At 70.5% G+C, this 14,174-nt stretch carries 15 protein-coding genes; 1 reads left to right on the plus strand and 14 read right to left on the minus strand.

Annotated elements, in window-relative coordinates; genetic code table 11:
- Positions 1–9: 9 nt before the first annotated feature.
- The 13 genes from FB382_RS08460 to dop all read right to left on the minus strand — a co-directional run bounded on the left by FB382_RS08460 (position 10) and on the right by dop (position 11,656).
- Positions 10–891 (minus strand): diacylglycerol kinase, encoded by an 882-nt coding sequence (locus FB382_RS08460; RefSeq protein ID WP_182538363.1) that lies wholly within the window; start codon positions 889–891, stop codon positions 10–12.
- Between the two features lie 31 nt (positions 892–922).
- Positions 923–1,348, minus strand: a complete 426-nt coding sequence (locus tag FB382_RS08465) for a hypothetical protein (RefSeq protein WP_125036064.1) — start codon at positions 1,346–1,348, stop codon at positions 923–925.
- Between the two features lie 19 nt (positions 1,349–1,367).
- Complete coding sequence (gene tatC / locus FB382_RS08470; RefSeq protein WP_343055530.1) at positions 1,368–2,234, minus strand: twin-arginine translocase subunit TatC; 867 nt, start codon at positions 2,232–2,234, stop codon at positions 1,368–1,370.
- 7 nt (positions 2,235–2,241) lie between these two features.
- Entirely contained in the window at positions 2,242–2,517 is a 276-nt protein-coding gene (locus FB382_RS22520; protein WP_182538365.1) for a Sec-independent protein translocase subunit TatA, read from the minus strand.
- 31 nt (positions 2,518–2,548) lie between these two features.
- On the minus strand, positions 2,549–3,559 hold the full coding sequence (locus tag FB382_RS08480) for a helix-turn-helix transcriptional regulator (protein ID WP_182538368.1): 1,011 nt from the start codon (positions 3,557–3,559) through the stop codon (positions 2,549–2,551).
- Positions 3,556–4,527: a helix-turn-helix transcriptional regulator gene (locus tag FB382_RS08485; protein ID WP_125036067.1), complete on the minus strand. Its 972-nt coding sequence runs from the start codon at positions 4,525–4,527 to the stop codon at positions 3,556–3,558. The genes FB382_RS08480 and FB382_RS08485 overlap by 4 nt, the downstream gene beginning before the upstream one ends.
- A gap of 38 nt (positions 4,528–4,565) precedes the next feature.
- Positions 4,566–5,528, minus strand: a complete 963-nt coding sequence (locus FB382_RS08490; RefSeq protein WP_182538370.1) for an FKBP-type peptidyl-prolyl cis-trans isomerase — start codon at positions 5,526–5,528, stop codon at positions 4,566–4,568.
- Between the two features lie 73 nt (positions 5,529–5,601).
- Complete coding sequence (pafA, locus tag FB382_RS08495; RefSeq protein ID WP_182538372.1) at positions 5,602–6,963, minus strand: Pup--protein ligase; 1,362 nt, start codon at positions 6,961–6,963, stop codon at positions 5,602–5,604.
- A gap of 94 nt (positions 6,964–7,057) precedes the next feature.
- Complete coding sequence (locus FB382_RS08500; protein ID WP_182538374.1) at positions 7,058–8,026, minus strand: hypothetical protein; 969 nt, start codon at positions 8,024–8,026, stop codon at positions 7,058–7,060.
- Positions 8,027–8,172: 146 nt separating this feature from the next.
- A complete protein-coding gene (prcA, locus tag FB382_RS08505) occupies positions 8,173–9,036 on the minus strand; it encodes a proteasome subunit alpha (RefSeq protein WP_182538375.1) in 864 nt (287 codons plus the stop codon).
- Between the two features lies 1 nt (position 9,037).
- Positions 9,038–9,883, minus strand: a complete 846-nt coding sequence (prcB, locus tag FB382_RS08510; protein WP_125036072.1) for a proteasome subunit beta — start codon at positions 9,881–9,883, stop codon at positions 9,038–9,040.
- Complete coding sequence (locus FB382_RS08515; protein ID WP_125036073.1) at positions 9,880–10,077, minus strand: ubiquitin-like protein Pup; 198 nt, start codon at positions 10,075–10,077, stop codon at positions 9,880–9,882. The genes prcB and FB382_RS08515 overlap by 4 nt, the downstream gene beginning before the upstream one ends.
- Before the next feature lie 70 nt (positions 10,078–10,147).
- Positions 10,148–11,656, minus strand: coding sequence for a depupylase/deamidase Dop (gene dop, locus FB382_RS08520; RefSeq protein ID WP_182538377.1), 1,509 nt, complete (start codon positions 11,654–11,656; stop codon positions 10,148–10,150).
- Positions 11,657–11,716: 60 nt separating this feature from the next.
- On the opposite strand from dop, the gene FB382_RS08525 reads away from it, so the two are divergent.
- Positions 11,717–12,340 (plus strand): class I SAM-dependent methyltransferase, encoded by a 624-nt coding sequence (locus FB382_RS08525; RefSeq protein ID WP_182538378.1) that lies wholly within the window; start codon positions 11,717–11,719, stop codon positions 12,338–12,340.
- Positions 12,341–12,350: 10 nt separating this feature from the next.
- Here the strand turns inward: FB382_RS08525 and arc are convergent, their stop codons facing one another.
- Complete coding sequence (gene arc / locus FB382_RS08530; RefSeq protein WP_182538380.1) at positions 12,351–14,105, minus strand: proteasome ATPase; 1,755 nt, start codon at positions 14,103–14,105, stop codon at positions 12,351–12,353.
- Positions 14,106–14,174: the final 69 nt, after the last annotated feature.

Raw genomic sequence — 14,174 nt, forward strand, 5'->3', positions numbered from 1 at the left:
CGGGCGAGGTCAGCAGAGGACGGTCAACGCTCCGGGGGCGCACTCGATGGTCAGCGGCAGCGGGCCGAACCGCTCGCCGTCGGCGTAGGACACGATGCCGGGCGCGGCGACCGTGACCGTACGGACCCGGTGGTGCTCGTACTGCGGGTGGGTGACGTGGGTGCCCTTGAAGAGCTTGGGGTAGGTGCGGATCAGGTCGGGCTTGGTCATCGTCTTGATGATCACCACGTCGAGCATCCCGTCGTCGAGGACCGCGCCCTCGGTGATCCGCAGCCCGCCCCCGAAGGACGGACCGTTGCCGACGGCGACGAGCATCGCGTCGAGGCGATGCACCACGCCGTCGAGCTCGAGGGTGTAGGGCAGCGGCTCGAAGGTGCGCAGCTCCGCCAGCGTGGCGAGGTTGTAGCGCATCTGCCCCTTGGGCCAGGTCATCCGGTTGGCGCGCTCGTTGACGATGGCGTCGAAGCCGGCCGCCAGCACGGTCACGAAGTACGACGAGCCGCTGCGGGCCAGGTCGATCGTGCGGGTGCGGGCCGCGATCACCCGGTCCGCCGCCGCCAGCGCGTCCTTGCGCGGGATGTCGAAGTAGCGCGCGACGTCGTTGCCGGTGCCGGCCGGGATGATCCCGAGGCTGGTCGACGTCGTGGCGACGGCCTGGGCGCCCAGGTGGACCATCCCGTCCCCTCCGCAGACGACGAGCGAGTCGACGCCGTCCGCGACGGCCTGGCGGGCCAGGTCGAGGGCCTCGTCGGCGTTGCCGCCCTGGAGGTCGCGGACGGCGATGCCGGCCGCGCGGAGCCGGGGCAGGACCGCGGCGCGGGCCCGTGCCCCCTTGCCCTTGCCCGACGTGGGGTTGGTGAGGAGCGCGATCTCGCGGGAGCTGCCGGTCACGCGCCGAGACTAGCGGCCGGAGGGGGTGCGATCAGCGCGAACGACGGTGCTTCTCCGAGCCGATGCGGAGCAGCGCGGCGTAGCGGTCCGTTGAGGCGCCGACGGCCTTGGCCAGCCGGCTCAGGGCGTCGAGGACGACGTCGGCGCTGAAGGACGTGCCGGGCACGGCCATCGTGAGCCGGCCCTCCACGGTGACCAGAAGGATCTGGCCGTGCCGCCAGGCCTGGTGGGCGTGCAGCCGCGCGCGGTCGTCGGCGACCGGGACGGGGTAGGCCTCGTCGACCGCCAGCAGGTCGCAGGGCAGCTCGTCCTCGCCGGCGCTGGTCAGCCGGCCGAGCACGTGGTGGCCGGTCCGGACGCCGAGGTCGGGCTCCCAGACGACGTCGCTCTCGCCGAGCCAGGCGGGCAGGTCGAAGGGATCGACGTCGACGAGGTCGAAGGTCTGGGGCCCGCTCACGGGGTGCTCACCGGGGCGATCACAGGGGTGAGATCTCGTCGTCGGCCCACTGGTCGGTGCCGGTGGCGGCCCGCTTGCGGACCTTGGCGCGGTCGACGGTGCGGGCCACGACCTCGGCGATGAGGAAGAGCACCAGCATCGGGACGGCCAGCATCAGCATCGAGAACGGGTCGGTGGAGGGCGTGGCCACGGCCGCGAAGACGAACGTGCCCAGGATGATCCACGGCCGGTAGCGCCCGATCGCCTTGCCGGACACGACGCCGGCGAGGTTGAGCATGATCACGAACAGCGGGATCTCGAAGGAGATGCCGAAGACCAGCAGCATCCGGGTCAGGAAGGAGAAGTACTCGCCGAACTCGACGAGGTTCTGCAGCTGGGCCGGGGTGAACCCGATCAGCACCTCGAGACCCTTGGGGAGCACGTAGTAGCCCGTCGCGACACCCACGAAGAACAGCGGGCCGGCGACCGCGGCGAACACCCGCGACCACTTCCGCTCCTTGGGGTGCAGGCCGGGGACGATGAAGCCCCAGATCTGGTAGAGCCAGTAGGGGCTGGAGACCACGATCGCGGCGACACCGCACAGCTTGAGCTGCAGCATCAGCGGCCCGGTGGCGCCCGCGACGTACGCCGTGGTCTGGGTCTTCTGGTCCAGCGCCTCGCGGGCCTGGTTGTAGGGGCCCAGGACGAGCTCGAGGAGGCCGCCGTGGGGCTGGCCGTAGAAGAACAGCGCCACGAAGAAGACCACGAACAGGAACAGCGCCGACCGGATCAGCCGGGCGCGGAGCTCGCGGAGGTGGTCCGAGAGCGCCATCCGGCCGTCCGGGCCGACGGGGTGCTGCGGTGCGCCGCGCAGCAGGCGCACGACACCGCCGACAGAGAACGCCACGGAGGGGTCAGGCAGTCGTGTCGTCGCGGTGCTGCTGCTCGCGCGCGAGGCGGTCGCGCTCGGCGTCGAGCTCGGCCTGGCGGGCGTCGAGCTCGCGCTGCTCGGGGGTCTTCATCTCGTCGTCGTCCGTCAGGCCCTTGGTCTCGGCCTTGAAGATCCGCAGCGCGCGGCCGCTGCCGCGCGCGAGCTCGGGGAGCTTGGAGGCACCGAAGAGCAGGATCACGACGGCCAGGATGATCAGGAGCTCGGGGGTCCCGAGGCCGGCGATGGCGAGCGAGTTCATGTGGGTCCTCACGTGGTGGAGACGGACGTCTTCATCGTACGCCGGGGTGGTTGTAGAGGCTGAGGGCAGCCTGCGCGGCGTCGGTGAACGTGGTGGTGAGCTCCGGGGGGCTGATCACCCGGGCGTGCGGGGCCAGCCGGAGCAGCACGCGCTGGAGCCAGCGCTCGTCGGCGACCTGGAGCGCGACCTCGAGCCGGCCACGGGCGCGCTGGCGCACCGACTCGACGGGGTAGTACTCGACGACCCAGCGGGCGGCCGGCTCGAGGAGCAGCCGGACCCGGGTGGTCTCGGACGACTGGGCGAAGAGGCCGTCGCCGAGGTCGCGCGGGGCCTCCGGAGGGGTCTCGATCGCCGTCTCGAGGACCTCCGCCTCGTGGATCCGGTCGAGCCGGAACAGCCGCGGCGCCTCGGCGCTGTGGCACCACGCGTCGAGGTAGGCGAAGCCGTTGGCGGTCACGACGCCGCGTGGGTCGACGGTGCGCTCGGACTCCTCGTCGCGGGACGGCACGAAGTAGGTCAGCCGGACCTGGCGCTGGCGCCGGGCGGCGTCGCGGAGCCGGGCCTCCAGCCGCGACAGGTCCGCCTCGACCGGCTCGTCGCCGGGGTCGATCCGCGGCGCGGCGGTGCCCTCGGCGGCGGCCGCCTCGAGCTTGGCCAGCGCGCGGTCCACCACGACCCGGGTCTCGTCGGTGGCGCCGTTGCGGAGCGCCCGCAGCGCCACGATGATCGCCGTGGCCTCGGTGGGAGTCAGCCGCAGGGGTCGGGCGAGGTAGTCGGCATTGGAGACGCGGATGACGCCGTCGGCCTCGGGGCCTTCGAGGGCGTCGAGATCGACGTCGATCAGGTCGTCGGGGTAGCCCCCGGGGAGGCCGCACATGAGGAGGACCTTGAGGTCCTTGACCAGCTGGTCGGCGGGCACGCCGAGCGCTGCGGCCGCGTCGTCGAGGCGGACCTGGCCGCGGGCGTGCAGGAACGGCACGAGGGTGAGGAGCCGGGCGACCTGGTCCTTGGCGCCGCTGGGTGCGGGACGGGCGGTGGTCATGCCGCACCCCCGACCGCCGCGGTCAGCCGCGCCACGACCTCGTCGCGCAGGGTGGCCGGCTCCTCGACGAGGACGTCGGCGCCGTGGCCCAGGATCTCGTCGGCGAGTCCCTGACCGTTGCGGACCACGACGAGCCGGTCCCAGGCCGTGCCGGTGTCGGGACCGTCGACGCCCGTCTCGACGCTCTCGGCGACGCGGCGCAGCGCGAGGCCGGCGCCGGCGCGGACCAGGACGACGGCCCGCTCGGTGGTCGGGGCGGGCGCGAGCCGGCGGGCGGTCTCGCGCAGGTCGGTGCCGGCGGGGACGTCGTACGACGCGGGCTCGCCGGTCTTGCGCGCGGCGCCCTCGACGCGGGAGAGGCGGAAGACCCGCTCCTCGCCGCGGTCGGTGTCCAGGCCGACGGCGTACCAGCGACCGGAGTAGCGCACGACCCCCCACGGCTGCAGGTGGCGCGTGGTGGCGGTGGGCTGCCCCGAGCGGCGGTACTCGAACTCGACGGGGGTGCGCTCCTGGGTGGCCTCCCAGAACACGTCGAACGCCGGCTCGTCGGCGGTCAGGCGGGGCTGGGCGATGTCGAGCGCGGACACGTCGAGGGGCACGCCGAGCGCCGTGAGCTTGCGGACGGCCTCGGTCGTGGCCTCGGCCAGGCGGGCGTGCTCCCACACCCGCGTGGCCAGGCCGATGACCGCTGCCTCGTCGGCCTCGAGGTTGATCTCCGGCAGGGCGAACTCGTCGGGACGGATCCGGTAGCCGGGCTCGTCGTCGAAGAAGGCGTCCATGTTGCCGACCTCGATCGGCACCCCGAGGCTGCGGAGCTCCTCCTTGTCGCGCTCGAACATCTTCTCGAACGCGTCGGTGGTGGAGTCCGGGTAGAGGATCCCGCGGATCCTCTCCTTGGACACGTAGGTGCGCTGGACGAGCAGCATGATCAGCAGGTTGAGCAGTCGCTCGGACTTCCGCACCGTCATGCCACTCCCCCGTCCACGTGCCCCTGTGTACTACGCCGTCAGCTCGCGCCGAGGATGTCGACGACGAAGTACAGCGTGTCGGTGCCCTTGATCCCGGCGGAGGGCTGGCCGGCCTTGCCGTAGCCGTCGGCCGGCGGGATCGCGAGGATCATCCGGCTGCCGATCTTGGCGCCGACCAGCGTCTTGTCCCAGCCCGGGATGACCTGGCCGGAGCCGATGCCGAACGAGACCGGGTCGCCCTTGCTGTAGGACTCGTCGAAGGGCTTCTTGCCGCCGTAGACCTGACCGAGGTAGTTGACCGTGATGGTCTGGCCCTTCTTCACGACCGCGCCGGTGCCCTGGATGAGGGCGGCCGAGTGGAGCTTGCCGTCCGGCTCGGGGGCCTTGGAGAAGTCGAGCGAGGTGACCGCGCCGTCCTTCTGGACCAGCTTCGGCGCCCAGGCGGGCGACGGCTTCGAGGCGCCCTTCGGGGCGTCGAGCGGCGGAGTGGGCTCGCTCATCAGGTCGATGATGATCAGGACGGAGTCCTTGTTGCCGATGCCGAGCTGGGTGTTGCCGCTGGCGCCGAACGCCTTGTCGGCCGGGGCCGTGACGGCGATCCGGGAGCCGATCGTGGCGCCCTTGATGGCGTCGACGAAGACGGGGCTGACCTTCTGGTCGTCGATCGTGAGGTCCTGCGGCTGCTTGGCGTCGTAGGTGCTGAACGCCTTCTTCTGGGTGAAGCCGTTGCCGATCCAGATGTTGGTGGTGACCGTGTCGCCGTCCTCGACGGTCGCGCCGTCACCTTCGGTGATCGTGGTGTTCTCGATCGTGTCGGCGGTCATCTTCCCCTTCCAGTCGACCGTCGGCTCGCTGCCGAAGTCGCCGGAGATGGAGACGGCGTCGAGGGCCTGGGAGCCGGAGTCGGACGAGGACCCGTCATCGCTGCCGCAGCCGCTGAGGGCGGCGACGAGCACGAGCGGGAGCAGGGCGAGCGGGAGGCGACGGAAACGTCGGGACACAGGGTTCACCTTCGGACGGGTAGCAGAACGCGCACACCCTATCCGGCGTACCTGAAAGGGTTCTGATGACCGGCTACATGCCGTCGATCAGGCGCTGAACCCGCTCGTCGTGGGCGCGGAAGGGGTCCTTGCACAGGACCGTGCGCTGCGCCTGGTCGTTGAGCTTGAGGTGCACCCAGTCGACGGTGAAGTCGCGCCGGCGCTCCTGGGCCTTGCGGATGAACTCCCCCCGGAGGCGGGCCCGGGTCGTCTGCGGCGGCACGGACTTGGCCTCGAAGATCTTCAGGTCGGTGGTGACCCGGGCGACGGCGCCGCGCTTCTCCAGGAGGTAGTAGAGGCCGCGGCCGCGGTGGATGTCGTGGTAGGCGAGGTCGAGCTGGGCGACCCGCGGGTGCCCCATCGGCAGGCCGTGCTTGGCGCGGTAGCGGTCGATCAGCTTCCACTTGATGACCCAGTCGATCTCGCGGTCGACCAGGCCGAGGTCGTCGGACTCGACGGCCTTCAGGCCGCGCTCCCACAGGTCGAGCGCCTGCTCGATGACCGGCGTGCTGATCTCGCGGCGGTCCACGAAGTCGCGGGCCTTGGAGAGGTACTCGGCCTGGATGTCGAGCGCGCTGGCCTCGCGGCCGTTGGCCAGGCGCACCTTGCGGCGGCCGGTGACGTCGTGGGAGATCTCGCGGATCGCACGGATGGGGTTCTCCATCGTGAGGTCGCGCATCACCACGCCCTCCTCGATCATCCGGAGGACCAGGTCGCAGCTGGCGACCTTGAGCATCGTGGTGGTCTCGCTCATGTTGGAGTCGCCGACGATGACGTGGAGGCGGCGGTACTTCTCGGCGTCGGCGTGCGGCTCGTCGCGGGTGTTGATGATCGGCCGGCTGCGGGTGGTGGCGCTGGAGACGCCCTCCCAGATGTGCTCCGCGCGCTGGCTGACGGAGTAGCTCGCGCCCCGCGGGGTCTGGGTCACCTTGCCGGCGCCGACGATGATCTGGCGGGTCACGAGGAACGGGATCAGCACGTCCGCGAGCCGGGAGAACTCCCCCGCCCGGCCGACGAGGTAGTTCTCGTGGCAGCCGTAGGAGTTGCCGGCCGAGTCGGTGTTGTTCTTGAAGAGGTAGATCTCGCCCTGGATGCCCTCGTCGTGCAGCCGCTGCTCGGCGTCGAGCAGCAGTCCCTCGAGGACCCGCTCCCCCGCCTTGTCGTGCGTCACCAGCTCGACCACGTCGTCGCACTCGGGCGTGGCGTACTCGGGGTGGCTGCCCACGTCGAGGTAGAGCCGCGCGCCGTTGCGGAGGAAGACGTTGCTGCTGCGCCCCCAGCTGACGACCTTCCGGAAGAGGTAGCGAGCCACCTCGTCAGGACTCAGGCGGCGCTGGCCCTTGAACGTGCAGGTCACGCCGTACTCGTTCTCGATGCCGAAGATGCGCCGGTCCACTCACCCAGAGTAGTGGCCGGATGGCTGGTGTCCGGCTACTTCGGGGACTCGGTCATTGCCGTTTGGTCCCCAACGGCAGGAAACCGGGCCCCGGTCATGCTGTTCGTGACCAATCGGTGACACCCATCTGCCTGTTCCAGCGCTGAACCAGCCGGCGACGTCCCGGTTCGGAGTAGAGCGAGTTGTCGACCAAGGTCCGCCAGGCACGCAGTCGCGCCATGACATGGCCGCGGTCCAGGTCCCGATCGACCTCGTGCATGGTCACCGCGGGATGGTTGAGCAGGTCGTCGAGTGTGAATCCGCGCCGCTGGTACCCAGCGCGTCCGAGCCCGCGTTCTCGGCGCAGGTCGACACGGTGTTGGTCCTTGCGCCGATGGACCGCACCGTCGTACTCGTGCAGCTGCGTGGTCCCGACGACCAGCAAGTCAGCCTGACCCACCACGTTGCCGGCCTCGTCGTGGAGAAGTGCTTGCGGCTCGACTCGTATGTCCATGCACTCGTCGAACAGGCGAAGGACGGTCTCGCCTGCGGACTGGGACTTGGCGGTCGAGGCCTCCCACGCAGCGCGGAGGTTGCGTACGCCGGGTCGCCTGCTGTTCAGGACGCGCTTCATCGCCTCGGGCGTGATGTGTCCCAGTCGGCGTGCGGAGTCGATGAGCACCACGAGATCGAGGTGGCCGAGGTCTCGCGCGAGCCGCAGCAGGATCTGGTCCACCGGCTCGACCGGAAGCCCGTGCACCAGGCGCGGCGGTGAGGGCCGCAGGACCCGCGAGCAGAGAAGACCCGGCCGGCGAGGTCGCGGATCGTCCTGCCCGACCACGGCGAACACCGGAAGGTGTTCGGGGAGGGTGGGTGTGTGCCAGCCGAGCAGCGCGGCCGCGGTCAGGTGGGTGAAAGCTGCGCCCGCCGGCAGGACCAGCTGCCACACCTTCAGGTCGAGCAGGAACTCATCGAACGGGTCGAGGCCCTCCACCACCTCACGGAAGGCGCCGTGACTGATGCGCTGAAAGCCCGTCTGCCGGATGTTGCCGCGCAGGATCGCGGGCGGCCGTCTTGTGGTCATGCCGGAAGCCTGCTGCGCAACCTGATCGAGGAAACCGCCGCGAAGCAATCTGTGGAAGACCGACGTGCCGTTTGGTCACCAACGGCATCAGTTAGGGCCCGAAATGTGCCGTTGGGGACCAAACGGCAGGACCCGAGACCCGGCGGTCAGAGGGGTGGGGCGGTGGGGGGCTCGCCGGAGGTCGGGTCCTCGAGGGGGGCGACGCCACCGCTGGAGGTGTCGGTGGGGTCGGTGGGGTCGTCGGGTGTGGGGGCGGACGAGGCCGGGCCGGGGTCGGTGTCGGCAGGCTCGGCGGGGGCGTGCTCGGCGGGGCCCCGCTCGCCGAGGAGCACGTCGAGGCGGGCCGGTGAGAGGCGGGAGAACTTGCGGGGCTGGATGCGGGTCCTGTCCAGGACGGCGACCTCGAGGTCCTCGGTCGGGATGACCCGGTCGCCGGCGTCGGAATGGCCCAGGGCGCCGACGGCGAGGGCCAGCGCGGAGGCCAGGTCGGAGCCCTCGGCGTAGCTCTTCTCGAGGTGGGAGGCCACGGTGTCGGCGGCGCCACCCATGACGGCGTAGCCGTGCTCGTCGGCCACCTGGCCGTCGTAGGTGAGCCGGTAGATCTGGTCGGCGGCGGCGGTGTCGCCGATCTCGGCCACGAAGATCTCCACCTCGTAGGGCTTCTCGCCGCCCGAGGAGAAGATCGTGCCGAGCGTCTGGGCGTAGGCGTTGGCCAGCCCGCGTCCGGTCACGTCGCGGCGGTCGTAGGCGTAGCCGCGCATGTCGGCCAGGCGTACGCCGGCGATGCGGAGGTTCTCGAACTCGTTGTAGCGACCCACCGCGGCGAACGCGATCCGGTCATAGATCTCCGAGACCTTGTGCAGCGCCTGGGAGGGGTTCTCGGAGACGAAGAGGACGCCGTCGGCGTACTGGACGGCGACGACCGACCGGCCCCGGGCGATGCCCTTGCGGGCGAAGTCCGCGCGGTCCTTCATCAGCTGCTCGGGCGAGACGTAGAACGGCATGCTCATGTCAGCGGCCTCCCTGCTCGAGCGATGCGGCGGGGCCGTCGGGGCGCGTCATCCGGCCCGCGATCACCCGGTCGGCGATCTCGGCGACCTCGGAGTCGGGCATCCGGCGTCCGCCGTCGGCGGTCATCACCTGGACGACGGGGAAGATCCGGCGGGTGATGTCGGGGCCTCCGGTCGCGGAGTCGTCGTCGGCGGCGTCGTACAGCGCCTCGATGACGGCCTGGACGGTCAGGTCGGCCGTCAGGTCGTCGCGGTAGAGCTTCTTCAGCGAGCCGCGGGCGAACAGCGAGCCCGAGCCGACCGAGTGGAAGGCCGTCTCCTCGTAGCGACCGCCCGTCACGTCGTAGCTGAAGATGCGCCCCTGGGAGTGGTTGAGGTCGTAGCCGGCGAAGAGCGGGACGACGGCCAGGCCCTGCATGGCCATGCCGAGGTTGGCGCGGATCAGCGCCGCGAGCCGGTTGGCCTTGCCGTCCATCGAGAGCGTGCTGCCCTCGATCTTCTCGTAGTGCTCGAGCTCGGTCTGGAACAGCCGCACCATCTCGACCGCGAGGCCCGCGGTGCCGGCGATGCCGACCGCGGAGAACTCGTCGGCCGGGAAGACCTTCTCGATGTCGCGCTGGGCGATGATGTTGCCCATCGTCGCCCGGCGGTCACCGGCCATGACGACGCCCCCGGGGAACGTCGCCGCCACGATCGTGGTGCCGTGCGGGGCGAGGTCCCCGGCGTGGCCCTGCGGGAGGGTACGCCGTGCGGGGAGCAGGTCGGGTGCCTGCTGGGAGAGGAAGTCACTGAAGGACGAGGAGCCCGGGACGAGGTACGCCGCGGGCAGGCGCGGTGACTGGCTCACTGGCCACCCTTCTGGATGAACGACTTCACGAAGTCCTCGGCGTTGGTCTCGAGGACGTCGTCGATCTCGTCGAGGATCGCGTCGACGTCGTCGTCCAGCGACTCCTTGCGCTCGGCCACGTCGCTCTCGGGAGCTGCCTGGGTGGCGTCCTCGGTCTCCGAGGACTTGCGGGGTTGCTTCTGCTCCTGTGCCATGTCGTTCTCCTTCGGCTCACTACGACCCTAGCGAGTCGGTGGTGCCCCGGTGCGGGACCGACGCGGAATTTCAGCGGGTGAGTGCGGCGAACAGCTGTTCGGCGGTGTCGCAGCGGTCCAGGAGCTCGCCGACGTGGGCCTTGCTGCCCCGCATCGGGTCGATCGTGGGCACCCGCTGGAGGGACTCGCGGCCGGGCAGGTCGAAGATCACCGAGTCCCAGGACGCGGCGGCGACGTGCTCGGCGTACTTCTCCAGGCAGCGTCCGCGGAAGTAGGCCCGGGTGTCCTCCGGAGGGTCGTGCATGGCGACCTCGACCGCGTGGTCGTCGAGCAGCCGCTCGATCCGGCCCATCCCCACCAGCCGGTGGTAGAGGCCCTTCTCGGGCCGGATGTCGGAGTACTGGTAGTCGATCAGCTGCAGCTTGGCGTCGTCCCAGGCGAGCCCGTCGCGGGAGCGGTACTGCTCGAGCAGCTTGAGCTTGGCGACCCAGTCGAGCTCGGTCGCGCACAGCATCGGGTCGCGCTCGAGCCGGCCGAGCACGGACTCCCACCGGGCCAGCACGTCGACCGTCTGGGGGTCGGCGTCGTTGCCGAGCCGGTCCTCGACGTACTTGCGGGCGAGGTCGAGGTACTCCAGCTGGAGCTGCACGGCCGTGAGCTTGCGGCCGTCGCGCAGGCTGATGGTCTGCTGCAGGGTCGGGTCGTGCGACACCGCGCGCAGCGCCGAGACCGGGCCGTCGACGGTCAGGTCGCCGGTGAGGAACCGGTCCTCGATCATCGCCAGCACCAGCGCGGTGGTGCCGACCTTGAGGTAGGTGGAGATCTCCGACAGGTTGGCGTCGCCGATGATGACGTGCAGGCGGCGGTACTTCTCCGGGTCGGCGTGCGGCTCGTCGCGGGTGTTGATGATCGGCCGCTTGAGCGTCGTCTCGAGGCCGACCTCGACCTCGAAGAAGTCGGCGCGTTGGCTGACCTGGTAGCCGTGCTCGCGGCCGTCCTGACCGATGCCGACCCGTCCCGCGCCGCACACGACCTGGCGGCTGACGAAGAACGGCGTCAGGTGCCGCACGATGTCGGCGAACGGGGTCGAGCGGCGCATCAGGTAGTTCTCGTGGGCGCCGTACGACGCCCCCTTGTTGTCGGTGTTGTTCTTGTAGAGCGTGATCGGGGCGCCACCGGGGAGCTGGCCGGCGCGGCGCTGCGCGTCGAGCATCACCTGCTCTCCCGCCTTGTCCCAGCGCACGATGTCGAGGGGCGTGGTGACCTCGGGCGTGGAGTACTCCGGGTGCGCGTGGTCGACGTAGAGCCGGGCGCCGTTGGTGAGGATGACGTTGGCCAGCCCCATGTCCTCGTCGGTCAGCTGCGAGGGGTCGGCGACCTGGCGGGACATGTCGAAGCCGCGCGCGTCACGCAGCGGCGACTCCTCCTCGAAGTCCCAGCGCGCGCGGCGGGCCTTCACCGTCGCCGACGCGTAGGCGTTGACGACCTGCGAGGAGGCGACCATCGGGTTGGCCAACGGCTGCCCGACCACCGAGATGCCGTACTCGACCTCGGTGCCCATGACGCGACGCACACTCATGCCGCGAGCCTACGCGTCGGCACCAGTGACGGGCGTCGCCTCGCGGGGGCATCCTGAGGCATGGGCATCTGGGCGGAGCACGTCGTTCCCCGCATCGTGGAGAAGTCGTGCGGCATGAAGGAGACCGGTCCCTTCCGGGACGAGGCGTGCGTCGGGCTGACCGGCCGGGTGCTGGAGATCGGCTTCGGGTCAGGCCACAACGTCGACCACTACCCCGCCGAGGTGACCGGGGTCGCCGCCGTCGAGCCCTCCGACACCGGGTGGCGGCTCTCGGAGCGCCGGCGCGAGCGCAGCCGGGTGCCGATCGAGCGGTCGGGCCTCGACGGCCAGGCGCTGGACGCGGCGGACGCGAGCTTCGACTCCGCCCTCTCGACGTTCTCGCTGTGCACGATCCCCGACCCGGTCCAGGCGCTGCGCGAGGTGCGGCGCGTGCTGCGACCCGGCGGGACCCTGCACTTCGCCGAGCACGGCCTGTCCCCCGACGAGCGCGTACGCCGCTGGCAGCACCGGCTCGAGCCGGTCCAGCGCCGGGTCGCCGACGGCTGCCACCTGACCCGTGACATCCCCGCGCTCGTGGCCGAGGCGGGCTTCGAGGTGACCGACCTGCGCACGACGTACCTGCCGGGGCCCGCGCCGAGCAGGCCCTTCGGCTACGTCTACGTGGGCCGGGCGACCCGGACCTGACCGCCGCCGATCAGAGGTACTGACCCGTGTTGGACACGGTGTCGATCGACCGGCCCGGCTCGGTGCCCTGCTTGCCGGTGATGAGCGTGCGGATGAAGACGATCCGCTCGCCCTTCTTGCCGGAGATGCGGGCCCAGTCGTCGGGGTTGGTGGTGTTGGGGAGGTCCTCGTTCTCCTTGAACTCGTCCACGCACGCCTGGAGCAGGTGCTGGACGCGGAGCCCCTTCTGGTCGTGGTCGAGGAGGTCCTTGATCGCCATCTTCTTGGACCGGTCGACGATGTTCTGGATCATCGCGCCGGAGTTGAAGTCCTTGAAGTAGAGGACTTCCTTGTCGCCGTTGGCGTAGGTGACCTCGAGGAAGCGGTTCTCCTCGGACTCGGTGTACATCCGCTCGACCGCGGCCCGGATCATGCCGGCCACACAGGCGGCCCGGTCGTTGCCGAACTCCGCGAGGTCGTCGGCGTGCAGGGGCAGCGTGGCTGTCAGGTATTTGGAGAAGATGTCGCGCGCCGACTCGGCATCGGGCCGCTCGATCTTGATCTTCACGTCGAGGCGGCCGGGCCGCAGGATCGCCGGGTCGATCATGTCCTCGCGGTTGGAGGCGCCGATGACCAGGACGTTCTCGAGCAGCTCGACGCCGTCGATCTCGCTCAGCAGCTGGGGAACGATGGTGTTCTCGACGTCGGAGGAGACGCCCGAGCCGCGGGTGCGGAACAGCGAGTCCATCTCGTCGAAGAACACGATGACCGGCGTGCCCTCGCTGGCCTTCTCACGGGCCCGCTGGAAGACCAGGCGGATGTGCCGCTCGGTCTCGCCGACGTACTTGTTGAGCAGCTCGGGGCCCTTGATGTTGAGGAAGTAGGACTTCCCCTCCTGGCCGGTCTTGGCCGCGACCTTCTTGGCGAGGCTGTTGGCGACCGCCTTGGCGATCAGCGTCTTGCCGCAGCCGGGAGGGCCGTAGAGCAGCACGCCCTTGGGCGGCTTGAGCTCGTGCTCCTTGAAGAGCTCGGGGTGGAGGTAGGGCAGCTCGACGGCGTCGCGGATCTGCTCGATCTGGTTGATCAGGCCGCCGATCGCGGAGTAGTCGATGTCCGGGACCTCTTCGAGGACCAGCTCCTCGACCTCGGACTTCGGGACCTTCTCGTAGACGTAGCCCGCGCGCGAGTCGAGCAGCAGCGAGTCGCCGGCGCGGAGGGTCTGGCCGCGCAGCGGCTCCGCGAGGCGCACGACCCGCTCCTCGTCGGCGTTGGCGATGACCAGGGCGCGGTCGCCGTCCTCGAGGAGCTCCTTGAACATCACGACCTCGCCGACCTGCTCGAACTCGAGCGCGGCGACCACGTTGAGCGCCTCGTTGAGCATGACCTCCTGGCCACGCTGGAGGTCGTCGAGGTCCACCGAGGGGCTGACGTTGACGCGCAGCTTGCGGCCGCCGGTGAAGACGTCGATGGAGTCGTCCTCGTTGCGGGCCAGGAACGTGCCGAAGCCGGCCGGCGGCTGGGCGAGCCGGTCGACCTCCTCCTTGAGCTTCATGATCTGGTCGCGGGCCTCGCGGAGCGTCTGGGCGAGCCGCTCGTTCTGCGACGTGACGCCCGCGAGCGAGCGCTGGGTGTCGGCCAGGCGCAGCTCGAGGCTGCGCGAGTGGGACGGTGCGTCGCTCAACCGGCGGCGGAGATCGGTGACCTCAGCCTCGAGGAAGCGCAGCTGGTTCTCGAGCTCGTCCGGGCTGCGACCACCCGCGCTGGAAACGCCTTCTGATGTGGACATCAGCGTCACCTCCTGTGCAGTTGACCCTACCCGCGTAGGCCCCCAGAGGAAGGGGATAACCCGCGGTGT

Source organism: Nocardioides ginsengisegetis, from assembly GCF_014138045.1.
GTDB classification, from domain to species: Bacteria; Actinomycetota; Actinomycetes; order Propionibacteriales; family Nocardioidaceae; genus Nocardioides; species Nocardioides ginsengisegetis.

Bases quoted from the DNA above. Each gene is read 5' to 3' on its own strand.
- FB382_RS08480 (WP_182538368.1), bottom strand. From the start codon at position 3,559: ATGACCACCGCCCGTCCCGCACCCAGCGGCGCCAAGGACCAGGTCGCC.
- FB382_RS08515 (WP_125036073.1), bottom strand. From the start codon at position 10,077: ATGGCACAGGAGCAGAAGCAACCCCGCAAGTCCTCGGAGACCGAGGAC.
- prcA (WP_182538375.1), bottom strand. From the start codon at position 9,036: ATGAGCATGCCGTTCTACGTCTCGCCCGAGCAGCTGATGAAGGACCGC.
- FB382_RS08525 (WP_182538378.1), top strand. From the start codon at position 11,717: ATGGGCATCTGGGCGGAGCACGTCGTTCCCCGCATCGTGGAGAAGTCG.
- arc (WP_182538380.1), bottom strand. From the start codon at position 14,105: ATGTCCACATCAGAAGGCGTTTCCAGCGCGGGTGGTCGCAGCCCGGAC.
- FB382_RS08500 (WP_182538374.1), bottom strand. From the start codon at position 8,026: ATGACCACAAGACGGCCGCCCGCGATCCTGCGCGGCAACATCCGGCAG.
- FB382_RS08485 (WP_125036067.1), bottom strand. From the start codon at position 4,527: ATGACGGTGCGGAAGTCCGAGCGACTGCTCAACCTGCTGATCATGCTG.
- FB382_RS22520 (WP_182538365.1), bottom strand. From the start codon at position 2,517: ATGAACTCGCTCGCCATCGCCGGCCTCGGGACCCCCGAGCTCCTGATC.
- dop (WP_182538377.1), bottom strand. From the start codon at position 11,656: ATGAGTGTGCGTCGCGTCATGGGCACCGAGGTCGAGTACGGCATCTCG.